This is a genomic window from Rhodococcus sp. WS3, assembly GCF_003797085.1.
In the GTDB taxonomy this organism is placed as follows: Bacteria; Actinomycetota; Actinomycetes; order Mycobacteriales; family Mycobacteriaceae; genus Rhodococcus_F; species Rhodococcus_F globerula.
Genome location: NZ_RKMA01000001.1, coordinates 2,049,211 through 2,071,369 on the forward strand (window position 1 = coordinate 2,049,211; position 22,159 = coordinate 2,071,369).

Here is a 22,159-nt window from a genome sequence, read left to right on the forward strand (position 1 = left end):
AACTCCCGCACCGACTTTCGTTGCTGTCTACGTGTTCAATCGGAGGCGGGGAGCGCGTTGGCAGCCTTGAGGGTCATGGCAACGCCGTCGCAGCTCAGTTCACCTACTCCGGACGACGTGCACAGCACTTCGAGGCTCTGATCGGCGTCTACATAGCGTTTCCCGATGAGCGTGACCGCGTCGGTGACTGTTGAGGCGGCCGCCTGCCCCGGCGCAGCGGGAACCATTGGGCTACCCCCACAGGCGATTACCGGGTTTCCGGCTGCAGGTGCGCGGACGACGATCACCCGCGTGGTGCACACGGAACTGGCGAGCTGGCCTCCCGGCCGCAAAGGTATTGGTGCGGTCATGGTGAACCTCCCTTTTCGATAGGTCGATCGCCGAGCAGGGCCGAACCTGTGGGCGTCAAGTGTCGACGCGAAGAAATCAGGCCGAGCCGACAGGTACTCGTCGGTGGATCGTCCAAATTGACGACTTCCTAGGAAATTATATTCTCCATACTAGAGAATCAAGCTCTCTTTGACTATTCGCAGGAGGAAAAATGTCAGGACAGCGTCGTGGAACCGCCATCGCCATGACAGAGGAGGAACGCCATTCGTTCCTCTCCGCGCAGCCGATCTGCCGAGTGGCGACCGTCGGACAGAGCGGAAGACCGCACGTCAGCGCCCTGTGGTTCGTCTGGGACGGAACCTCGATCTGGCTCAATTCACTCACCCGGAGCAGACGGTGGACCGATCTCGAACTCGATCCCCGGGTAAGCGTCATCGTCGACGAGGGAGATACGGACTTCCTCGGCTTACGCGGCGTTGAGCTGGAGGGAAAGGTGCGACAAGTAGGCGAAATACCTCGCCACGGGGAACCGGACGACGCCTTGATCACCCCCGAGCGCCTGTTTGCCGACAAGTACATCGGCAAGGACGGGAACTTCAGTTACGACGGCCGGCACGGCTGGCTCCAACTCGTTCCCGAGAACATCGTGAGCTGGGATTTCTCCAAACTCCGGCGATAGCGGTTGACTACCGACATTCGCGTATGGCAGTCTGAATTTCGTTGTTGAGAATCGCATTCTCATTCGAGAGAGTGCATCCTTCAGAAATCTGTACCAGCCGAACCAGCCGCAGCGCACAGCCAAATCACGCTTCGGCATCGCGGCGGAACACGAACATGAGAACGAGAGGTAGACCGTGCCACACTTCGCCAAACCGGCCGCGGGAAGCTGGACCGAACAGTATCCCCACCTCGGCACCGCACCCGTCGACTACACCGACTCCATCGACCCCGAACACTACGAAGCCGAACGCGAAGCAATCTTCAAACGCACCTGGCTCAACGTCGGACGCGTCGAACGAGTCCCCCGCACCGGCAGCTACTTCACCAAAGAACTCGCCGCCGTCAACACCTCCCTGATCATCGTCAAAGGCGCCGACGGAACCATCCGCGCATTCCACAACGTCTGCCGCCACCGCGGAAACAAGCTGGTATGGAACGAAATCCCCGGCGACGAAACCTCAGGCACCTGCCGCCAGTTCACCTGCAAATACCACGCCTGGCGCTACGACCTCGACGGCAAACTCTCCTTCATCCAACAAGAAGGCGAATTCTTCGACGTCGACAAGCAGGACTACGGACTCGTCGAAGTCACCTGCGAAACCTGGCAAGGCTTCATCTTCGTCAACCTCAACCCCCAGCAAAGCCTCGAGGAATACCTCGGCCCCATGCTCAAGGGCGTCGAAGGCTACCCCTTCCACGAAATGACCGAGGTCTACAGCTACCGCGCCGAAATCGGCAGCAACTGGAAACTCTTCATCGACGCATTCGCCGAGTTCTACCACGCCCCCATCCTGCACCAGAAGCAGGCAACCAAGGCCGAAGCAGACAAACTCGCCGCCACCGGCTTCGAAGCACTCCACTACGAACTCGACGGACCCCACTCCCTCATCTCCTCATGGGGCGGAATGGCACCGCCGAAAGACCTCAACATGGTCAAGCCCATCGAACGCGCACTGCGCAGCGGACTCTTCGGCCCCTGGGACCGCCCCGACATCGAAGGCCTCGACCCCCTACCCCCCACGCTCAACCCCGCACGCCACGCAGCCTGGGGCGAAGACAGCTTCACCATCTTCCCCAACTTCATGCTCCTCATCTGGGCACCAGGCTGGTACCTCACCTACCACTACTGGCCCACCGCAGTCGACAAACACATCTTCGAAGCCAGCCTCTACTTCGTACCCCCCAAGAACACCCGCGAACGACTCGCACACGAACTCGCCGCAGTCACCTTCAAGGAATACGCACTCCAAGACGCGAACACCCTCGAAGCCTCACAAACAATGATGGCCACCCGCACCGTCACCGAATTCCCCCTCTGCGACCAAGAACTCCTCATCCGCCACCTTCACCACACCGCACGAACACACGTCAAGGAGCACCGCGATGCCACTACCAACTGACTTCGCCGACCTCGAACGCTTCGCCGACTGGATCCTCCCCACCGAAGGCGAACGCTACGCAAAACGCCTCGCCTCCACCATGCCCGAAATGCAAGACTTCTACGACGCCGCCTTCAACCGACTCGAAGACGCCATCACCTACTGCGACAAATTCCCCCTCGACGACCTACCCGACGACGCACGAGCACTCGTACACCTCATGCAATCCTTCGTCATGGTCACCTTCCCCATCGAAGTCTGGAAACAACCCCGCGTCCCCGACAGCGGCGCAGCCTACGTAGCCGTCACCGTCGAACCCGTCGTCTGACCTGCTGATCATTTAGGCACGGATTCCCACGAGAGTGGTTGGGAAGCAAGAAAACTGTACAGACCGTAGCGTCCGGCATGCATAGCTTCACGCATGCCGGGCGTTGCGGTCTTTTCATTTTCGCCCGCACTGCCCGAGATATCGAAATATGTTGCACCACAATGCACAATTACGGACAAAGTCTTGGCATCACTGCCTAGGATACGAATACTCTTGTAACAGAATGCAATTCTTGACAATTGACGGCGCGCTGGGAAGCATCGGAAGCGCCGCCACTATAGAAGGACATCCGCATGGCACTCTTTCCCAAACCTGCCGAAGGAAGCTGGACCCAGCACTATCCGGACGTCGGAACCGGGCCGGTGTCCTATCAGGACTGCATTTCGCCCGAATTCTACGAAGCCGAACGCGAAGCAGTGTTCAAGCAGGCGTGGCTCAATGTCGGGCGCGTCGAGGACGTCGCTGACAAAGGTCGCTATTTCACCAAGGAAATCGAGGTCGCCAATACCTCGCTCATCATCGTGCGCGATCTGGAGGGGCAGGTTCGCGCCTTCCACAACATCTGCCGTCACCGCGGAAACAAGTTGGTGTGGAACGACATTCCCAGTGCGGAGACCAGCGGCTCGTGCCGCGCCTTCACCTGCAAGTACCACGCGTGGCGTTACTCGCTCGACGGGTCACTGACGTTTGTGCAGCAGGAGGGCGAGTTCTTCGACTTGGACAAGGCCGATTACGGACTGGTCCCGGTCCACTGCGATGTCTGGGCCGGGTTCATCTTCGTCAATCTCGCCAAGGAACCGCCCACCACTCTTACCGAATTCCTCGGTTCGATGATCACCGATCTGGCGGGGTATCCGTTCGAGGAGATGCCCGAGCGCTACGATTTCAGCGCCGACATCGACTGCAACTGGAAGGTCTTCCTGGACGCATTCCAGGAGTACTACCACGTCCCGTCGCTGCATACCCAGGAAGCAACCCCCGACGCCAGGCCCCAGATGATGAAGGGTTTCGAGGCGCCGCACTATCAACTCGACGGGCCCCATCGAATGGTGTCCACGTCCAGCGTTCCGCGTCGACTGTGGCCGGCCAATTTCCAGTATCCGATCGAAATGGAAACGCGCAGCGGCTTGTTCGGCCCGTGGAACGAACCCGATCTCGGGGGCGAGCTGTCCGGAACCAACCCTGGACGCATCAAGGCCTGGGCGGCCGACAACTTCCAGATCTTCCCCAACCTGGAGATCCTGATCTGGGCGAGCGGGTGGTACCTCGTCTACCGCTACTGGCCTACGTCGCATAACACGCACCGGTTCGAGGGCACGCTCTTCTTCCCACCGGCCAAAACCGCCAGCGACCGCGCTGCACAGGAATGCGCCGTCGTCATGTTCAAGGAGTTCGCTCTGCAGGACGCCGGCACCCTCGTCGGAACTCAACAGGGTCTCGACGCTCTGGGCGACTCGAGCGACTTCCCACTCAACGACCAGGAACTCCTCGTCCGGCATTTCCACAAGTCCGTTGCCGACTGGGTCGCGAATTACCAAGGCTCCGGGGTGAATGCATGACGAACATCAATCCTCTTCTTCCTCAGCAATTCTCGGAACTCGAGGGTTTTGCCGCCGTGTGGAGTCTCGAAACGGAGGCTGAACGCTGGAATATGCGGATGACGAGCAGCATGGCAACGATGCAGGCGTTCTACGACGCCGGTTTCCCCGTCCTTCAAGACGCTCTTGCCTACTGCGACAAGTTTCCGCTCGACGATCTCCCCGACGACGCGCGCAATCTGCTCCGCCTGGTGCACTCCGTCATCATGGTCGCGATGTGCGTCGAAATCTGGCATCAGCCCAGGGTCGTAGACGGCGGCGACGCGGTCCTGAACCGTCTCACCGAACCATCCTTCTGAAAATGTCCCACTGTTCGAAATGACCCACTGACTCAGGTGAGCAGCCCCTCGCCTCAAGAATCGAGACATACGCGCGAGCGATGTCGCGGGAAACGGTGTAGCCATGACCGACTTCGAGACCAAGAACTTTTTCAAAGACGACGATCTTGTCGTGGACCCGTATCCGTACTTCGAGGCGATGCGCGGTCAATGCCCCGTCAAGCGCGAACCGCACCACGACGTAGTCATGGTGACGGGGTACGAGGAAGCCGTGGAGGTGCTGCAGGACAGCGTGACATTCTCGTCGTGCACGTCGGTTACCGGTCCGTTCCCAGGTTTCCCGGTCCCACTCGAAGGCGACGACGTCTCGGAATTGATCGAACTGCACCGACACAAGCTCCCGATGAACGATCAGCTACCGACACTCGATCCCCCGATGCACACCGATCACCGCGCGCTGCTCATGCGATTGATCACCCCCAAGCGCCTCAAGGAGAACGAGGACTGGATGTGGACGCTCGCAGACCAGTTGCTGGACAAGGCACTCGAGGGCGGCGAAGGTGAATTCATCAGCGAGTTCGCCCTCCCGTATGCGTTGCTGGCCATCGCCGATCTGCTCGGTGTTCCCGAGGACGATCGCAACGATTTTGTTCGGAATCTCGGACAACCGCACGGCGGTGGGGGCGGCGGTGTCGGAAGCACCGGCGACGACACGATGGCACACACTCCGATGGAATTCATGTACGCGCAGTTCACCGCCTACGTCGAGGATCGTCGCCGTGAACCACGTGACGATGTCATGACCGGATTGGCCACCGCAACGTTCCCGGACGGCTCGACCCCCGATGTCGCAGACGTCGTACATGTTGCTGCCAACCTCTTTTCGGCCGGCCAGGAAACCACGGTCCGCCTGCTCAGCTCCGCACTCAAGATTCTTGCCGAAGAGCCGGAGCTCCAAGCACTTCTACGCAAGGAACGCGACCGCATTCCCAACTTCATCGAAGAGACACTGCGGATCGAAAGCCCGATCAAAGGCGATTTCCGGCTCTCTCGGGTTCCCACAACCATTGGCGGAGTAGATATCCCGGCAGGCACCACGGTAATGCTGGTCAACGGCGCTGCCAATCGCGATCCGCGCCAGTTCCCGGATGCTGCGACGTTCGACATCGATCGACCCAATTCCCGCACACATATCGCCTTCGGCCGTGGCATTCACAGCTGCCCCGGCGCCCCACTCGCTCGTACGGAAGCCCGGATTTGCCTCGAGCGCCTTCTGGACCGCACCACGGACATCCGAATTTCGGAGAGTATTCACGGAACGGCGGATAACCGTAAATTCCAGTATGTCCCGACGTTCATCCTCCGCGGTCTCACCAACTTGAATCTCGAGTACACCCTCGCCGAGGAGGGCGCCTGATGAAGGTCACTGTCGACCCGGACGGATGCAAGGGGCACGGCGTCTGCCTCACGATCGCCCCTGAGGTCTTTACTCTCACCGACGACGGTTACGCCGAGGCGATTGCCGACGAGGTTCCGACAGACTCGGAAGGTGCAGTTCGTGACGCTGTCTCGAATTGCCCCGAGCGCGCAATCACCCTGACCTGACTTCACTTTCAACCATCAATCACGACTACCAGGAGTACGTAATGCCCAAGGGATATGTCATCTTGACCGAAGCCGTCAAGGACGAAGCCGGCATGAATGCCTATGGCCGGGCATCTGCGCCCTCACTGGCAAAGGGCGGCGCCACAGTTCTGTCGGTCGAGACGACACCTCGCGTACTCGAGGGCGATTGGCACGGCGACCGGACAGTCGTCCTCGAGTTCGCATCGGTCGAGGCGGCCCGCACTTGGTACGAGTCCGACGAGTACCAGGAGGCAAAGGTGTTGCGCGAGAGTGCTGCCGAGACCAATGCCGTGATCCTGTCAGGATTCGAGATGCCGAGTCGCCGTGGGTGATGTCGACCTCTAACGGGTCGAGCAGACCCTGAATCTCACGCGGTGTTCGTCTGTCGAACACCGCGTGTTTTTTGTGTGTAGACCGACCGAACCCGGCCGACGTTGACGACGGGTGAGGACTGTGGAAATATTGCGCTCAGTTAAAGAGAATGTGATTCTCAAAGATGAGATCGAAAATATTGCGCCTTTCGATGACAGCAAAGGAAACGAACATCTGATGCGGCTATCTCCGTTACCCGAAGCAGATTGGGACGACCAGGTCCGAATGTCGTTGCGCGGAATGCTGCCCCGTGAGCGGCAGAACCCGGAAGGTGCCGGACCGGCTCTGTCCACTCTGGTGAATCACCCTGAACTGACCAGGGACTTCCTCATCTTCAGCACGCGAATGCTGTACCGCAACAGCCTTCCGCCGCGCCTGCGCGAACTCGCCATCCTGAGGGTTGCAACGCGCCGAAACTGCGCTTACGAGAAGACCCACCACATCATCATCGCCCAGGAGGAAGCAGGCCTGACGCCGACCGAGATCGAATCGGCGATGCGCGGCGAAGCCCTCGTCGAACCCGACATCACGGTGTTGCGCGCCGTCGAAGAGCTCGAAGTCGATTCGATCGTCTCCGACGAGACCTGGGCTGCACTCAGCGAGTACTTCGACAAACGACAGCTGATGGATTTTGTCTTCACCGTCGGCTGCTATGGCCTGATGGCCATGGCCTTCAACTCATTTGGCATCGAGCCAGACCACGAAAGCGAGTAGACCGTGCCACACTTCGCCAAACCGGCCGCGGGAAGCTGGACCGAACAGTATCCCCACCTCGGCACCGCACCCGTCGACTACACCGACTCCATCGACCCCGAACACTACGAAGCCGAACGCGAAGCAATCTTCAAACGCACCTGGCTCAACGTCGGACGCGTCGAACGAGTCCCCCGCACCGGCAGCTACTTCACCAAAGAACTCGCCGCCGTCAACACCTCCCTGATCATCGTCAAAGGCGCCGACGGAACCATCCGCGCATTCCACAACGTCTGCCGCCACCGCGGAAACAAGCTGGTATGGAACGAAATCCCCGGCGACGAAACCTCAGGCACCTGCCGCCAGTTCACCTGCAAATACCACGCCTGGCGCTACGACCTCGACGGCAAACTCTCCTTCATCCAACAAGAAGGCGAATTCTTCGACGTCGACAAGCAGGACTACGGACTCGTCGAAGTCACCTGCGAAACCTGGCAAGGCTTCATCTTCGTCAACCTCAACCCCCAGCAAAGCCTCGAGGAATACCTCGGCCCCATGCTCAAGGGCGTCGAAGGCTACCCCTTCCACGAAATGACCGAGGTCTACAGCTACCGCGCCGAAATCGGCAGCAACTGGAAACTCTTCATCGACGCATTCGCCGAGTTCTACCACGCCCCCATCCTGCACCAGAAGCAGGCAACCAAGGCCGAAGCAGACAAACTCGCCGCCACCGGCTTCGAAGCACTCCACTACGAACTCGACGGACCCCACTCCCTCATCTCCTCATGGGGCGGAATGGCACCGCCGAAAGACCTCAACATGGTCAAGCCCATCGAACGCGCACTGCGCAGCGGACTCTTCGGCCCCTGGGACCGCCCCGACATCGAAGGCCTCGACCCCCTACCCCCCACGCTCAACCCCGCACGCCACGCAGCCTGGGGCGAAGACAGCTTCACCATCTTCCCCAACTTCATGCTCCTCATCTGGGCACCAGGCTGGTACCTCACCTACCACTACTGGCCCACCGCAGTCGACAAACACATCTTCGAAGCCAGCCTCTACTTCGTACCCCCCAAGAACACCCGCGAACGACTCGCACACGAACTCGCCGCAGTCACCTTCAAGGAATACGCACTCCAAGACGCGAACACCCTCGAAGCCTCACAAACAATGATGGCCACCCGCACCGTCACCGAATTCCCCCTCTGCGACCAAGAACTCCTCATCCGCCACCTTCACCACACCGCACGAACACACGTCAAGGAGCACCGCGATGCCACTACCAACTGACTTCGCCGACCTCGAACGCTTCGCCGACTGGATCCTCCCCACCGAAGGCGAACGCTACGCAAAACGCCTCGCCTCCACCATGCCCGAAATGCAAGACTTCTACGACGCCGCCTTCAACCGACTCGAAGACGCCATCACCTACTGCGACAAATTCCCCCTCGACGACCTACCCGACGACGCACGAGCACTCGTACACCTCATGCAATCCTTCGTCATGGTCACCTTCCCCATCGAAGTCTGGAAACAACCCCGCGTCCCCGACAGCGGCGCAGCCTACGTAGCCGTCACCGTCGAACCCGTCGTCTGACCCGATCTACCGATCGTCTGATCTTCTGATCTTCTGATCTCAAAGGGACTGAACATGATCACACTCAAAGCAGCGGGAATGCTCGACGTCGACAGCGGCGAGATCGTCCGGCCGGCCGTCATCAAGGTCGACGAAGGCAAGATCGTCGGAATCGGCGGAACACCCGAAGGCGAAATCGTCGACCTCGGCGACCAGATTCTTCTTCCCGGACTCATGGACATGGAGGTAAACCTGCTGATGGGTGGACGCGGCGAAAAGCCGGTCTACTCAACGGTTCAGGATGATCCGCCGCTCCGGATGCTGCGTGCCGTCGGCAACTCACGTCGCACTCTGCGCGCGGGTTTCACCACTGTTCGCAACCTGGGACTGTTCGTGAAAACCGGTGGCTACCTGCTCGACGTGGCTCTCGGCAAGGCAATCGATGCGGGTTGGGTCGACGGACCGCGAATCATCCCGGCCGGCCACGCGATCACTCCCACTGGTGGCCACCTCGATCCGACGATGTTCGCGGCGTTTGCTCCCGGCGTGTTGGACCTGACTATCGAAGAGGGCATCGCCAACGGTGTCGACGAGTGCCGTAAGGCTGTTCGCTACCAGATCAAGCACGGCGCTCAGTTGATCAAGGTCTGCGTTTCGGGTGGAGTCATGTCACACACCGGACTACCTGGTGCGCAACACTATTCCAACGAAGAACTGCGTGCGATCGTGGACGAGGCGCACCGACGCGGTCTGCGTGTCGCGTCGCACACGCACGGCGCAGAAGCAGTGAAGGCGGCAATCGAAGCCGGCATCGACTGCATCGAGCACGGCTTCCTGGTCGACGACGAGGCCATCGCAATGATGGTCGAGCACGGCACCTTCCTGGTGCCGACCACGCGCTTGGCCGACGCCATGGATACCTCCAAGGCCGCGCCGGAGCTACAGGCCAAGGCGGCCGAAATGTTCCCGCGTGCACGACTTTCGGTCAAGGCGGCATACGACGCCGGTGTGAAGATCGCCGTAGGCACCGATGCGCCGGCAATCCCGCACGGAAAGAATGCAGACGAACTGGTTGCCCTCGTCTCTCGCGGCATGAGCAATATCGCGGTGTTGCGGGCGGCCACCACCGTCGCCGCAGATCTCATCAACGTCACCGACCGTGGCCGTCTGGCCGAAGGTCTACTCGCCGACATCATTGCGGTACCCGGAGATCCGTTGGAGGACATCACGGTTACCCAGCGAGTCGGCTTCGTCATGAAGGGCGGAAAGATTTATGTCAACAACTGACGAGATCATGGAGATCTCGCAACTTCTCGCTCGCTATGCGGTCAACATGACCAAGGGCGATGTCGACGGTGTTGTCGCTGTGTTCACTCCGGACGGCACGTACAGCGCTTTCGGCGACAAGTACCCACTCGACGAGTTTCCCGCTCTGGTTGCGGCCGCTCCCCAGGGGCTGTTCATGACGGGGACACCCGTCGTCGAATTCACCGGTGCCGACACGGCAACCGGAAGCCAGACACTGTGCTTCGTCGATCATGCAACGCACGACATGCGGATCGGCTACTACAGCGATACGTACCTGCGCACCGAAGACGGTTGGCGGCTGCAGACGCGCGCGATGACGTTCCTGCGCCGCAACGGCGATCATGATTCGGGTATTCCTCACGCTTTCGATCGTCCGGGGGCATGAACGTCCCCGAATTTCGGTCGGCCGTTCAGACCTGGCTGGCCGAAAACGATCTCTCCCCCGGATCCGATCATTCGCTCGACGGTCAGGTAGAACAGCTCGGCCGCGTTCGAGGTGCACTGTTCGACGCGGGTTGGATGCGGTACGGCTGGCCCGAGGAGGTCGGCGGGCTCGGTGGGCCCGCTGTCCTGCGTGCGGTTCTCGGCGAGGAAGTTGCCACTCGCGACCTCGCCGAGCCCGGCATCTACTCGATGATCGAAGTCCTTGCTCCCACGATGATTTCGTACGCCCGGCCGGAGTTGGCAGCGGAAATGGTTCCGCGACTTCTCAGTGGACGTGAGCAATGGTGCCAGGGCTTCTCCGAACCCGGTTCGGGTAGCGATCTCGCGTCGCTGAGCACCCGGGCAGTCCGAGACGGGGAAAACTGGGTTGTCAACGGTCAGAAAGTCTGGACGTCGCTGGCTCAGTATTCGGCGCGATGTGTCCTGCTCACCCGTACCGGGCCGGGCCACGACGGAATTACCGCCTTCTTCGTCGACATGGACACTCCAGGCATCACCGTCCGGCCGCTGCGCACCATGCACGGAGTCGACGAGTTTGCCGAGGTCTACTTCGACGACGTCGTCGTTCCGGCGGACCGCATGCTCGGCAAGCCGGGCGACGGTTGGCGAGTGGCGATGGATCTACTGCCCCATGAGCGTTCCACGTGCTTCTGGCATCGGATCGCGTACCTGTTCTCCCGTCTGGATCAGCTGCTCGCCGAATCCGACACAGACGCAACAGATGACGCCGAACTCGGCGCCGCCTACCTGGCACTGCACACCGTGCGAGCCCGGTCCCTCGCGACACAAACCCGATTGGCGGAGGGCGCAAAGATCGGCCCGGAGACATCGATCGACAAGGTTCTGCTGGCGACCTCCGAGCAGCAGTTGTTCGATACCGTGCGCGACTTGTTGCCTGGCACCATCGAACTCGACGAGACGCCATGGCGGTCGGAGTTCCTGTACTCGCGTGCAGCCACCATCTACGGCGGTACAGCTGAAATTCAGCGCAACATCATCGCGCGGCGGCTGCTGGATCTGGGGAAGGAATGAGCATGCACGACGACGAGCTGAATCTGCTCACCGAAACGCTCCGCAAGACAATGCTCAGTGTGTCCGGCAGCAAACTCGATGCCGCCATGACCGAACTCGGTTGGACCGAGATGCTCACCGAAATGCCCGATGTAGCAGTGCCTCTGGTATTTCGCCTGCTCGGCGAGACCGGCGCCCATGCACCACTGGTCAACGACGTGGTGTTGGCCGATACCGCGCTGAGTCTGCCCGTGGGCGGTACCGTCGCGCTGCCGTACTCCGGTGGGCGCTGGGTCCTGTGGGAACGGAGCGAGGGACCCGGAACAACATTGGACACCGATGTTCCGCTACGCGTCGTGGAGGCCGGTGATGCCGTCCCGCTCGCGGCGGGTCGCCGGGCACTCGGATGGTGGTTGGTGGGTACCAGTCGCGCAATGCTCGATCTCGCCCGCACCCATGCCTTGAACCGCATGCAGTTCGGTAAGCCGGTGGCATCGTTCCAGGCTGTTCGTCATCGGCTTGCCGAGACGCTGGTCGCCATCGAGGGCGCGGAAGCAACGTTGAATACCGCCACCGACGACCTCGGCTCGCTGCTGGCGAAGGCCGCGGCCGGCAAAGCCGCTCTGACAACGGCCCGCCACTGCCAGCAAGTACTCGGCGGGATCGGTTTCACTGCCGAACACGACCTTCACCGTCACGTCCGTCGGGCCATGCTTCTCGACGGATTGCTCGGCAGTGCACGGGAACTCACCCGTGAGGCGGGGGCAACCATCCGAACTCAGGGATTTGCTCCACGTCTGACGCAACTGAGCTGAGCTCACACAAGTCAGGTCGTCGGCGGAGGCGCGTCACGGAAGAGCGCCTCCGCCGACACCGCCAGGTACCCGTCCACGGTGATCTCACCGTGAGCGCGGACCTTCTCGTCTTCGTCGCTCATCCGACGACCGGTGATCACAACGCCTTCGAAGAGTGGGAGCGGCTGGTGGTAGCGCACCACCAGTTCCTCCAGAAGGGTCGATCCCTCCGGGTGTGTCAGGCCGAGTATGTGATCGAGCATCAGCGCCGACATCCCACCATGCACAAGTCCCTGCGGTCCTTGGTAGGGCAGGCCGAGCGAGCCGGTCGCCCGGACAGTGCCGTCAGGCAATCTCTCCATATCCAGGGGCGGTGCGAGGGCATTGCCTCTCCCACTGACAGGGTCACGGAACTCCACGGGTCCAGCGTTCTGCTCGAGCGCCGCTTCGATGCGGTCGAGTTCGTCGGCTACCGCGACCAGGGCGGGATCGTTCTCGTCCACCCTCAGGAGAAGGTCAGTCAATCGCCGCAGTCCGTCCGCCGCGTCGTCGATCGGTGACGGGTTAATCACGTCAGCCCTGTCGATCCTGGCCACGAGCCCCTCCTTCGCGCGGAACGATGAACAGTCCTTCTGCACTCACGCACAGGTCGTGTTCCCACCAGATTTCTCCACGGCACCACGACTTTCGGCCGTCTACGTACACATGCCAGGCCCGTACCGTCAGGTCGCAGCACACCGGCATCGGGTGGTGGTAGCGAAGCGTCAAACCTGCTGTCATGGCGGGGACTCCTGCTGCCATGTTCGCTTCCGCGAGAGCAACGTCGAGGACCATCGCCGCAAAACCCTCATGCACTACTCCGAGGGAACCCTGATGCGCGACCGAAAAAGTGACTGTCCCCTCGTTACCGTCGCCGATGTGACGCAAGTGGAGCGGAGCTGCAAGCACATTGGCGGATCCGACTACCGGACTGTATCGGACGATCCTGCCGATAGTGTTCATCTGATTCACCCGCTCCGCGGCAGAGCAGGAGCGAGCCTCGAGATCGTCAGCGAGAGCATGTATCCGCGAGGCCACGGCAGAGAGCCCCGGCATGTCGGAGCGGGCGGCCGCTACAGCCGCTGTCAGCCGCCGCACGGACACAACAGCTCGGGCAACCTCATCCGAATCCTGCTGTGCCACCGTGTCCACGTCGTACCTCATTCGGTTCCTCCCGGAAGTTACCCTGTTACCGGAGTTGCCATTTCGGCGAGAAGATCAGTGGTCCGGCGGACGGATTCCTTCCGGTCCGCACCGACGGGGAAGACGGCAGCCCAGATATCGGTCGCACCGGCATCCACCAGGGACTGCAATTGTGCGCGCACCGATCGAGCGTTGCCGACAATCGCCACATCCGCTGGGCTGCTTGCTCCGCCGGCGTCGAGAACCCGTTGATAGTTGGGCATTCCGGCATACGCGGTGGCATTTGCAGCAACAGCGGCGCGAGCTTCGTCGGCATCGTCGTGAACCGCCACCGGCAACCCGGCGACAATTCGAGGCGCTGGGCGACCCGCAGATTCCGCAGCAGTATGGAGCGCGGGAGCGATGTGGGACTCGATCACCTTGCCCGACGCCATCCATAACACCGTGCCATCGGCGTATTGTCCTGCCACCCGCAACATGCGGGGCGACATGGCGGAGAGCAGCACCGGGACGTCGTGGACGACCTTGGCCATCCGGCCGGCACTGCGCGTCGACCAATCCGCGCCGCGGAAGTCGACGTCTTCCCCGCGAAGCAGTGCGGTGACGATCTGTACATATTCTTCGGTATTGCGACCCGGGCGGTCGTAGGACAAGCCGTACACGTCCCGGACCAGCGATTCGTGCGAAGGTCCGAGCCCCAATGTGAATCCCTTGCGTCCCATGGCCTCTGCTACGGCAGCAACGCGATTCGCCTGCAGCAGTGGATGGCACGGATAGGTCTGCAGAACAGCAGTTCCGAGTTCGATCGACGTCGTGGCCCGCCCGGCTACCGCAAGTGCAGTCAGCGGATCACCGGCTACCGTGCTGGCATACCAGAGTGAGGTAAAACCGTCTGCCTCTGCTCGTTGTGCTTGCTGGACAATTTTGTCGGTGGACGAAGCGCCGCCGGTCAATCCGATTCGCATGATTCCTCCAATGTTGGAGTGGCTGATCCCGGCCACCGTCTGGCGCGAATCACGCTGCCAGAGAATTGGGTTGGCCTCGACGGAGAAAGACGACCCCCGGCCGAATCACGCCACGATTGGACTATACAACTGTATAGTCCAATACGTCTATCGCGGCAGACTTTCCCGCCGACATCACATCAGCTGAAATGAGCAGAGGATGACCCTCGACAACTCCACCGAGACCCAGCAGCTCGAGACACTACAGAAAGAAGTTCGCTATCTCATGGATCGCACCGCGATCCTGGACTGCATCAGCCGGCACGCCCGCGGATGCGATCGACACGACATCGATCTCATCACCGCCGCGTACCACGACGACGGCGTCGACGAGCACGGGTTCGCAACCAATACCGGTCCCGAATACGGTGAATGGGCGAACACTGCCCACGCCGAAACCTCGCAGGTACACACGCACAACATCACCACGCACTCATGCGACATCGACGGCGAGGTCGCACATGCCGAGAGCTATGTCATCGTTGTCCTCGTCGGCAATGACGGCAAGAGCGCGCAGTTCATCAGCGGACGCTATCTCGATCGCCTGGAACGGCGAGAGGGGCAGTGGCGCATTGCAGTTCGGAGATCAACCGTCGAGGCAATGTTCATCGCCGACGCACGGGTGCTACAATCGCCCTTCTTCACAGAAAAGGGCTACCTCGTCGGCACCCGCGACCGCGAGGATTTGTCATACGAACGTCCGCTGACGTTGGAGAAGCCTGCACCCGCAAGGTGGGAATAACCCTGTGCGCCTTTCCGGTAGCGCGAACTACCAGAAAGGCGCACAGGGCCGAAGGCCCTACTTGATCTTTTCCTTCATCTCGTCCAACTTCACCAGGATCGGGTAGCCCGAAACACTGAGGGCGTTGCCGTGACCGGTCTGGTGGATGTCGAACACGGACTGCACGGCAGCATAGAAGCCCTGCACGTCGAGTGTCTGGTTGACTGCGCGCTTGGCCTGACGGAGGCCGAATGACGGCATCTCGGCAATCTGCAAGGCCATGGCGCGCGCCTCGGCATCGAGCTGATCGCGCGGCACAACCTTGTTGACCATGCCGGTCTTCTCAGCCTCTTCGGCCGTCACCGGACGACCGGTGAAGAGGATTTCCTTTGCCTTACGGGCGCCGAGTTCCCAAGTGTGACCGTGGTATTCGACGCCGCCGATGCCCATCAGCGCAACCGGATCGGAGAACAATGCGTCCTCGGAAGCAATGATGAGGTCGCACGGCCAGCACAGCATCAAGCCACCCGCGATGATGCGCCCCTGAACCGCTGCGATCGACGGCTTGGGAGTGTTGCGCCAGCGCAACGTGTATTCCAGGTATCGACGGCTTTCGGCGCGGTAGATCCATTCCAAGGTGATTTCCTTGGGCGAGGGCCAACGATCATTGAGGTCGTGACCGGCCGAGAAGTGCTTGCCTTCGGCGCGAACTACGATCACCGCGACGTCGTCGTCCTCGGCCGCACGGGTCCAGGCTGCGTCGAGTTCGTCGAGCAACTGCATGTTCTGGACGTTCGCAACTTCGGGACGGTTGAGGGTGATGGTCGCGATCTTGTCGGCCACCTCGTAGAGAATGTACATGTCAGGCTCCTCAGCTTCGGGGAAGGCCGAGCACGCGCTCGGCGACGATAGTGCGCTGGATTTCGGAGGTTCCACCGGCGATCGTGCCGGCGAAGCTTCGTGCATAACGTTCGAACCAACTCGAACTGAAGGCCTCGTTGTCCATCGGGTTGTACGCCGACGTCAAAGCCGGATGAACCAAACCTTCAGGTCCGGCGGCGATCAAGGCCTCTTCCGAAGAGCGTTGTACCGCTTCGGAACCGAGCAGTTTGAGTATCGACAGGGCGGCCACGTCCTGTTCACCGCGAGCAGCGCGCGCCAACGCTGCCGAACCGAGCAGACGCAGTGCCTGATGGTCCATCACGAGCGTCGCGTAGTGATCCCGGTCGATGTCCGTCGCCGGATGGAAGTCCGCCATCAGATCTTGCAGGCGATCGGCAAAGCTGAGCCACAACAGGTTTCGCTCGTGTCCGAGCGAACCGGTTGCCACTGACCACCCCTTGTTCAGTTCACCGATCAGGTTCTCTGCCGGAACTTTCACATCGGTGAAAAACACTTCGTTGAAATCGAGATCATCGTCTGCGCAGATTGATGCAAAGGGCCGGCGAACCAAGCCTGGTGAGTCGGTGGGGATCATCAGCACACTGATGCCCTGATGCTTGGGGGCGTCGGGATCGGTGCGGACGAAGGTCAGGATCACGTCGGCGTCATGCGCGCCGGATGTCCAGACCTTCTGACCGTTGACCACAAAATGGTCTCCGTCACGATCGGCACGGGTGCGCAGCGACGCAAGATCCGAACCTGCGCCTGGCTCGCTCATGCCGAGTGCAGCGGTGATCTCAGCACGCAAAATCGGTGCGGCCCACTGCTTTTTCTGCTCCTCGGTTCCGAACGAGAGCAACGACGCGGCGATGATGCCCAGTCCTTGCGGATTGAAGCTGTGATAGATCCGCCGCTTCGACAGTTCCTCCAGATGCACGTACTGCTCGAGGATCCCAGCATTGCGCCCACCGAATTCCGGCGGGTTGCCCGGTAACAGCCAACCGTTGTCGAACTGCAGACGCTGCCATTCGCGCGCCCACTGCGGAATATCCGCGCTGGATCCGGCGCGCTCCGCGGCCTGCGCCTCGCTGGGAAGATTCTCGTCCAGGAAAGCGCGGAACTCTGCCCGGAATTCCTCGACGTCGGCGTCAAAGTTGAGTTGCACGGTACTCCTCGGCGATCAGCGCCCGATGCTGTGCCGCACCGCCGAGCAGTAGCTCACCGGCTTTGGCACGCTTGAGCGCAAACTGTAGGTCGTTTTCCCAGGTGAAGCTCATCGCTCCGAACAGCTGCATTCCGTTGCGGAACACCAACGATTGGCACTCCCCGGCTGCAGCCTTGGCCATGGACGCGGCCAGCCGCCGTCTCGGGTCGTTCTCGGCAATCGTCAGCGCTGCGTAGTACGCGAGGGCACGGGCACGCTCGATTGCGAGGTGCATGTCGGCAGCTTTGTGCTGGACAGCCTGGAACGATCCGATGAGGGAACCGAACTGCTTGCGGTTCCGCACATGGTCGAGTGCAAGATCAAGGACGCGCTGACACGCTCCGACTGTCGTGAGCGCCATTCCGGTGAGCGCGAGGTCCATGGCCCGTGCCGGATCTGCGCTACTGCGCTGGTCGACGCCGACCCGCACGCCGTCGAACGACACTTCCGCAACATGAAGTACCGGATCGAAAATCGGACTGCGCGTCGCTGTGACGTCCGCGGCCGGAACAACAAAGACTCCCGCCGACGTGACGACGGCCAACTTCTCGGCGCGATCACCGTCGAGTACGCGGTGCGCCGTGCCGTCCAGACGCCACCCGTTTCCGTCACGGCTGGCACTGACGCCCTCGAATACTGCCGTTCCCGGCTGCTCAGGATCGATCGGCTCACTCGAAAGTGGAGCAAATTGTGTCATTGTCGCCAGGTAGGGAGTGGGATCCGTCGCTCGGCCCAACTCTTCCAAGACGATTGCCAATTCAACTGCGGTATCAGGATCGGTCAACTCGGTCCAACCGAGCGAAACGTAAGTTTTCCAAATTTGTATCGGGTTGGCGTCGTTGTCGACGACCTCCCGGATCAGCGACGACGGGCATTCCTTTGCCGTCACTTCGCGCACGGTGTTTTGCCATAGTCGCTGATCGGAGTCGAACTCGAAGAGCATCCCGAACTGCCTCCCTGTCGGAGCTGCGGTGCATTATTGTTTGAGAATAGCATTCTCGCTTAGCGATAGTAATAGTCTCGAAAATGTAAATAACACTTGGTCGTTCCACTGTGACACAGACATCTCCGGTACAGTGCAAACATGTTTTTGACAATCGGAAGGGGGCTGGTGCAGTGGTGACCACGCCCAGCGAAGAGCCGGCATGGAAGCAACGGTCGGTCGAGCGTTCCATCAAGACCGCAAAGCTTCGCGCAGAGCAACGCGTGCAGCGATTTCTCGATGCGGCACAGTCGATCATCACCGAAAAAGGCACCACCGACTTCACCGTGCAAGAGGTGGTCGACCGGTCCAAACTGTCCTTGCGTAGCTTCTACCTCCAATTCGACGGTAAGCACGAACTACTGTTGGCATTGTTCGAAGACGCCCTGAGCCGTAGCGCCGAACAGATCCGTGCAGCGACCGCCGGTACATCCGAACCGATGGACCAACTCAAGATCGCCGTCGAGCTTCTTTTCGAGTTCTGTCGCCCCGACCCGGCTGCGCAGCGTCCGCTGTTCACCGATTTCGCCCCCCAGTTGCTGCTGTCGCATCCGGCCGAGGTCAAGGTTGCCCACTCCTCGCTTCTCGCGTTCTTCGTCGAACTGATGGAAAAGGTGAGCGAAGCCGGACAGTTGCGCGAGGGCGTCAACCCCCGCCGAATTGCCGCCATGACCATGCAGACGGTGATGTTCATTGCGCAGTCCAGCGGCGCCCCGGACGACGCGACCGTCCATCCCATTTCCTCCGACGAGGTCTGGGCCTTCTGTTCACAGGGGTTCGCACACAAGGGCTGAAAAACAGGATTGAGAACTTCATTCTCAATTGAGGAAATTTTATATACACTCGGCCGATGTCCGAGTTATGGAACGACCTCCTCGCCTGCCTCGACCTGCAACCGCAGACCGGACGAACTGATACCGACGAGAATGCGACAACCCTCGTTTTCGAGGGTCCCAACCTGCATTTGACGTACCACCGACTTTTCGGCGGGCAAATTCTCGGTCAGTTCGTCCGCGCGGCCGAATTGACCTGTCCGAACAAGAGCATCAAGTCGCTTCATTCCCTGTTTGCCAGGGAAGGCAGCGCCGACGAAACCGTCCGCTACGAAGTGACGCGTCAACACGAAGGCCGTTCCTTCGCAACATTGACCATCATTGCGCGCCAATCCAAAGGCGTCATCGCCACGTCCCTGATCTCAATGCATGCTCCCGAGGACGGCCCGGATCGTCAGTCAGAGAACACAATTGCGTCGCCACTCGGCGAAGAGTTCCGGACCGACGTCGACCTGATCCCGTGGGAAATACGCACCGACGTCGACCTCAACTCCACCGACATCGGCGCGCCCGAGTTCGAAATGTGGATGCGCACCCCACCGGTCAGCCAGAACCTCGCGCCCGCCATCGCCACCTACGCCACCGACCTCACGCTGATCGGCACCGCCCTACGCCCGGTCGACGGATTGAGCCAACTCGGCAACGGAACCACCTTCACGTCCGCAGTCACCTCACACAATCTGTGGTTTCACCGACCCTTCACGACCGACTCGTGGCTATTGCTGCGTCAGGACAGCCCCGTGACTGCTCACGGGCGCTGCTTCGGCCGCGGCGACGTGTACTCCGAGGACGGCAACCTCGTTGCCTCGTATGCACAGGAAGCCCTGCTCCGCCTACCGTGACAACCGATTCTCGGTAGCACCGACCGATCAGTTAGGTGTGACATGAGTTCAAATACACTGTCCGACAGCTCTGTTCAGAGAATCTCTGCCGTGAGACCCTACCGGGTGGTTCAGTGGGCGACCGGCAACATCGGCACCCGCTCGTTGCGCGGCGTCATCGAACATTCAAATCTGGAATTGGCCGGGGTATACGTGCATTCGGCTGACAAGGCCGGTCGAGACGCCGGTGAACTGTGCGGTATCGACGACGCCGGGGTGGTGGCCACCAACAGCATCGACGACGTCATCGGACTGGCCGCGGATTGTGTGCTGTACATGCCACGCCAGTTCGACGCCGACGAAGTATGCCGCATTCTCGCGGCCGGCTCGAACATCGTCACCACTCGTGGAGAATTTCACTACCCTGCCGGCATGGACCCAGCACTGCGCGAGCGGATCGAAGCCGCGTGCCGAACCGGAGGAACGTCGATCCACAGCACCGGCAGCAGTCCCGGATTCGTGACCGAGGCACTCCCCCTGGTGTTGAGCTCGATTCAACGTCGCCTGAACCACCTCGCGATCAGTGAATTCGCCGATCTCTCCCAACGTAATTCACCCGGGATACTCTTCGATGTCATGGGATTCGGGCTCACCCCGACCGATTTCGACGAGAACCGAATCGCACACGTGAAGTCGAACTTCGGTCCGTCTCTCCAGCTGGTCGCCGAGTCGATCGGTATGCCGCTGGACTCCGTCGACGCCCACGGCGAGCTGGCCACCACCCGAACTACAGTCCAGATCGCAGCGGGAACCCTGGAGGCGGGCACCGTTGCCGCTCAACGGATCACCGTGAGCGGCAAACATGCCGGCCGAGAACTGCTGAGCTTCTGCGCAACGTGGTACTGCTCGAGCGAACTCGACGTGGATTGGAAGATTCGTGACACCGGCTGGCACATCGACGTCGACGGCGATGCGCCACTCGACATCGATCTTCGTTTCCCCATCCCCTTGGAGAGGATGAGCGAGACCGCCCCGGCCTACACGGCAAACCGGGCAGTCAACGCCATTCCTTCTGTCTGTGATGCAGCTCCGGGAATTCGTACGACACACGATCTTCCGCAGATTGTCGCGCATCTGAGCTAGCTGGCTTTCCTACGTTCCGAGCAGTCGCGCCGCAGCGGTGTACGCATCGCTGCGGCCCGCTGCGACGGCAGCGGCAAGTTCGTCGAGGTCTGCGTGGGCACGCAACCTCGATTGCGCCAACGACAGAATCTGCACCCTTGCCCGAGCCGTTCGCCGGGCAAGGGTGTCTGCACGCTGGTGAGCGTCGATGGCATCAGCCAGTTCTTCCGCACCAACACCTTTGGACGCAATCAGCTTGAGAATGGGGACGCCGGCCTCGGCGCGCAAGTCCCGGACGGTCTGATCCGCGCCCTCTCGATCCGCTTTGTTCACTACCAGGATGTCGGCAACCTCGAGCAGTCCGGCCTTGGCCGCTTGAACTGCATCCCCCGCACCGGGATTGAGAACGACCACTGCGGGATCGGCGATGGCCGAGATCTCGATTTCGGACTGCCCGACGCCCACCGATTCGAGCAGAATCAGATCGTAGTCGAGCGCCGCGAGGAGGCGGATCGCTGCGGGTACGGCAACGGCCAGACCGCCCAGGTGACCGCGAGTGGCCACCGAGCGGATGAGGACGTCGGCGTCGTCGATGTGCTCTGCCATCCTGATTCGATCGCCCAACAATGCCCCGCCGCTGTACGGCGAGGAAGGATCGACCGCAAGAACGGCAACCCGCAGTCCGCGCTGACGGTAGGCCCGCACGAGGACTGCGATGGTGGTCGACTTGCCTGCGCCCGGCGGACCGGTCACTCCGACCACCCGCACCGGTCGTGAGCCGACGATGTCGAGAACTTCTTCTCTCCGACTACTCTCGACCAGACTCAACAGCCGACCCGCGGCGCGCAGTGAACCTGAGCGCGCCGCGGTGACAAGATCCTCGATCGTTGCAACAGTAATGACCGTCATCGATTACTCGAATACCTCTCGGTGCCAGTCGATATCCGGAGT

General features: G+C 61.0%; 27 protein-coding genes. 19 read left to right on the plus strand and 8 right to left on the minus strand.

The genetic code is table 11. The annotated features are described in order from the left end of the window. Window positions 1-35 precede the first annotated feature (35 nt). Window positions 36-350 (minus strand): hypothetical protein, encoded by a 315-nt coding sequence (locus tag EEB13_RS09175; RefSeq protein WP_033231790.1) that lies wholly within the window; start codon window positions 348-350, stop codon window positions 36-38. 191 nt (window positions 351-541) lie between these two features. Here EEB13_RS09175 and EEB13_RS09180 point away from each other — a divergent pair, with 191 nt between their 5' ends. From EEB13_RS09180 to EEB13_RS09250, 15 genes are all read left to right on the plus strand, one after another. Beyond that, window positions 542-1,009, plus strand: a complete 468-nt coding sequence (locus EEB13_RS09180; protein ID WP_141485097.1) for a pyridoxamine 5'-phosphate oxidase family protein — start codon at window positions 542-544, stop codon at window positions 1,007-1,009. Window positions 1,010-1,184: 175 nt separating this feature from the next. Continuing rightward, window positions 1,185-2,450, plus strand: a complete 1,266-nt coding sequence (locus tag EEB13_RS09185) for an aromatic ring-hydroxylating oxygenase subunit alpha (protein ID WP_033237420.1) — start codon at window positions 1,185-1,187, stop codon at window positions 2,448-2,450. Continuing rightward, window positions 2,434-2,757 (plus strand): hypothetical protein, encoded by a 324-nt coding sequence (locus EEB13_RS09190; protein WP_033237421.1) that lies wholly within the window; start codon window positions 2,434-2,436, stop codon window positions 2,755-2,757. The genes EEB13_RS09185 and EEB13_RS09190 overlap by 17 nt, the downstream gene beginning before the upstream one ends. Before the next feature lie 293 nt (window positions 2,758-3,050). Continuing rightward, window positions 3,051-4,316 carry an aromatic ring-hydroxylating oxygenase subunit alpha gene (locus tag EEB13_RS09195; protein ID WP_095887052.1) on the plus strand — a complete coding sequence of 422 codons (1,266 nt, stop codon included), beginning with the start codon at window positions 3,051-3,053 and terminating at the stop codon, window positions 4,314-4,316. After that, window positions 4,313-4,654: a hypothetical protein gene (locus EEB13_RS09200; protein WP_045064761.1), complete on the plus strand. Its 342-nt coding sequence runs from the start codon at window positions 4,313-4,315 to the stop codon at window positions 4,652-4,654. Before EEB13_RS09195 ends, EEB13_RS09200 begins: the two co-directional genes overlap by 4 nt. 103 nt (window positions 4,655-4,757) lie before the next feature. Next, window positions 4,758-6,050: a cytochrome P450 gene (locus EEB13_RS09205; RefSeq protein ID WP_141485098.1), complete on the plus strand. Its 1,293-nt coding sequence runs from the start codon at window positions 4,758-4,760 to the stop codon at window positions 6,048-6,050. Beyond that, window positions 6,050-6,238: a ferredoxin gene (locus tag EEB13_RS09210; RefSeq protein WP_045064766.1), complete on the plus strand. Its 189-nt coding sequence runs from the start codon at window positions 6,050-6,052 to the stop codon at window positions 6,236-6,238. The genes EEB13_RS09205 and EEB13_RS09210 overlap by 1 nt, the downstream gene beginning before the upstream one ends. A gap of 41 nt (window positions 6,239-6,279) precedes the next feature. After that, the gene (locus tag EEB13_RS09215) at window positions 6,280-6,591 is read left to right on the plus strand and encodes a DUF1330 domain-containing protein (protein WP_033237409.1); all 312 of its coding nucleotides are present in this window, start codon (window positions 6,280-6,282) and stop codon (window positions 6,589-6,591) included. A gap of 217 nt (window positions 6,592-6,808) precedes the next feature. Beyond that, window positions 6,809-7,345, plus strand: a complete 537-nt coding sequence (locus EEB13_RS09220) for a carboxymuconolactone decarboxylase family protein (protein WP_033237414.1) — start codon at window positions 6,809-6,811, stop codon at window positions 7,343-7,345. A 3-nt stretch (window positions 7,346-7,348) separates the two neighbouring features. Beyond that, window positions 7,349-8,614, plus strand: coding sequence for an aromatic ring-hydroxylating oxygenase subunit alpha (locus EEB13_RS09225; RefSeq protein ID WP_033237420.1), 1,266 nt, complete (start codon window positions 7,349-7,351; stop codon window positions 8,612-8,614). Further along, the gene (locus tag EEB13_RS09230) at window positions 8,598-8,921 is read left to right on the plus strand and encodes a hypothetical protein (protein WP_033237421.1); all 324 of its coding nucleotides are present in this window, start codon (window positions 8,598-8,600) and stop codon (window positions 8,919-8,921) included. Before EEB13_RS09225 ends, EEB13_RS09230 begins: the two co-directional genes overlap by 17 nt. Window positions 8,922-8,975: 54 nt before the next feature. Then, window positions 8,976-10,187 (plus strand): metal-dependent hydrolase family protein, encoded by a 1,212-nt coding sequence (locus EEB13_RS09235; protein WP_033236973.1) that lies wholly within the window; start codon window positions 8,976-8,978, stop codon window positions 10,185-10,187. Then, window positions 10,174-10,593: a nuclear transport factor 2 family protein gene (locus EEB13_RS09240; protein WP_045064773.1), complete on the plus strand. Its 420-nt coding sequence runs from the start codon at window positions 10,174-10,176 to the stop codon at window positions 10,591-10,593. The genes EEB13_RS09235 and EEB13_RS09240 overlap by 14 nt, the downstream gene beginning before the upstream one ends. Then, a complete protein-coding gene (locus tag EEB13_RS09245) occupies window positions 10,590-11,684 on the plus strand; it encodes an acyl-CoA dehydrogenase family protein (RefSeq protein WP_033236975.1) in 1,095 nt (364 codons plus the stop codon). The genes EEB13_RS09240 and EEB13_RS09245 overlap by 4 nt, the downstream gene beginning before the upstream one ends. Next, the gene (locus EEB13_RS09250; protein ID WP_218833729.1) at window positions 11,681-12,478 is read left to right on the plus strand and encodes an acyl-CoA dehydrogenase family protein; all 798 of its coding nucleotides are present in this window, start codon (window positions 11,681-11,683) and stop codon (window positions 12,476-12,478) included. Before EEB13_RS09245 ends, EEB13_RS09250 begins: the two co-directional genes overlap by 4 nt. 11 nt (window positions 12,479-12,489) lie before the next feature. Here EEB13_RS09250 and EEB13_RS09255 read toward each other — a convergent pair whose 3' ends face one another. The 3 genes from EEB13_RS09255 to EEB13_RS09265 are packed head-to-tail and all read right to left on the minus strand — an operon-like array spanning window position 12,490 to window position 14,604. Further along, on the minus strand, window positions 12,490-13,053 hold the full coding sequence (locus EEB13_RS09255) for a PaaI family thioesterase (RefSeq protein ID WP_141485099.1): 564 nt from the start codon (window positions 13,051-13,053) through the stop codon (window positions 12,490-12,492). Beyond that, entirely contained in the window at window positions 13,031-13,660 is a 630-nt protein-coding gene (locus EEB13_RS09260; RefSeq protein ID WP_045064778.1) for a PaaI family thioesterase, read from the minus strand. Before EEB13_RS09260 ends, EEB13_RS09255 begins: the two co-directional genes overlap by 23 nt. 17 nt (window positions 13,661-13,677) lie before the next feature. Then, window positions 13,678-14,604, minus strand: coding sequence for a TIGR03564 family F420-dependent LLM class oxidoreductase (locus tag EEB13_RS09265; protein WP_033236977.1), 927 nt, complete (start codon window positions 14,602-14,604; stop codon window positions 13,678-13,680). A 199-nt stretch (window positions 14,605-14,803) separates the two neighbouring features. Here EEB13_RS09265 and EEB13_RS09270 point away from each other — a divergent pair, with 199 nt between their 5' ends. Continuing rightward, window positions 14,804-15,385: a nuclear transport factor 2 family protein gene (locus tag EEB13_RS09270; RefSeq protein ID WP_141485100.1), complete on the plus strand. Its 582-nt coding sequence runs from the start codon at window positions 14,804-14,806 to the stop codon at window positions 15,383-15,385. Between the two features lie 57 nt (window positions 15,386-15,442). On the opposite strand, the gene EEB13_RS09275 is transcribed toward EEB13_RS09270, so the two are convergent. The 3 genes from EEB13_RS09275 to EEB13_RS09285 are packed head-to-tail and all read right to left on the minus strand — an operon-like array spanning window position 15,443 to window position 18,393. Beyond that, window positions 15,443-16,225, minus strand: a complete 783-nt coding sequence (locus tag EEB13_RS09275) for an enoyl-CoA hydratase (protein WP_033236979.1) — start codon at window positions 16,223-16,225, stop codon at window positions 15,443-15,445. Between the two features lie 10 nt (window positions 16,226-16,235). Continuing rightward, the gene (locus EEB13_RS09280) at window positions 16,236-17,411 is read right to left on the minus strand and encodes an acyl-CoA dehydrogenase family protein (RefSeq protein ID WP_033236980.1); all 1,176 of its coding nucleotides are present in this window, start codon (window positions 17,409-17,411) and stop codon (window positions 16,236-16,238) included. Then, on the minus strand, window positions 17,395-18,393 hold the full coding sequence (locus tag EEB13_RS09285; protein ID WP_033236981.1) for an acyl-CoA dehydrogenase family protein: 999 nt from the start codon (window positions 18,391-18,393) through the stop codon (window positions 17,395-17,397). Before EEB13_RS09285 ends, EEB13_RS09280 begins: the two co-directional genes overlap by 17 nt. Window positions 18,394-18,569: 176 nt before the next feature. Between EEB13_RS09285 and EEB13_RS09290 the strand changes: the two genes are divergently transcribed. The 3 genes from EEB13_RS09290 to EEB13_RS09300 all read left to right on the plus strand — a co-directional run bounded on the left by EEB13_RS09290 (window position 18,570) and on the right by EEB13_RS09300 (window position 21,229). Beyond that, window positions 18,570-19,226 carry a TetR/AcrR family transcriptional regulator gene (locus tag EEB13_RS09290; RefSeq protein WP_230590427.1) on the plus strand — a complete coding sequence of 219 codons (657 nt, stop codon included), beginning with the start codon at window positions 18,570-18,572 and terminating at the stop codon, window positions 19,224-19,226. 56 nt (window positions 19,227-19,282) lie between these two features. Next, window positions 19,283-20,107, plus strand: coding sequence for an acyl-CoA thioesterase (locus tag EEB13_RS09295; protein ID WP_141485101.1), 825 nt, complete (start codon window positions 19,283-19,285; stop codon window positions 20,105-20,107). Between the two features lie 90 nt (window positions 20,108-20,197). Then, window positions 20,198-21,229, plus strand: coding sequence for a dihydrodipicolinate reductase (locus EEB13_RS09300; RefSeq protein ID WP_230590429.1), 1,032 nt, complete (start codon window positions 20,198-20,200; stop codon window positions 21,227-21,229). Between the two features lie 9 nt (window positions 21,230-21,238). Here the strand turns inward: EEB13_RS09300 and EEB13_RS09305 are convergent, their stop codons facing one another. After that, the gene (locus tag EEB13_RS09305) at window positions 21,239-22,117 is read right to left on the minus strand and encodes an ArgK/MeaB family GTPase (RefSeq protein WP_033236984.1); all 879 of its coding nucleotides are present in this window, start codon (window positions 22,115-22,117) and stop codon (window positions 21,239-21,241) included. Between the last annotated feature and the right edge of the window lie 42 nt (window positions 22,118-22,159).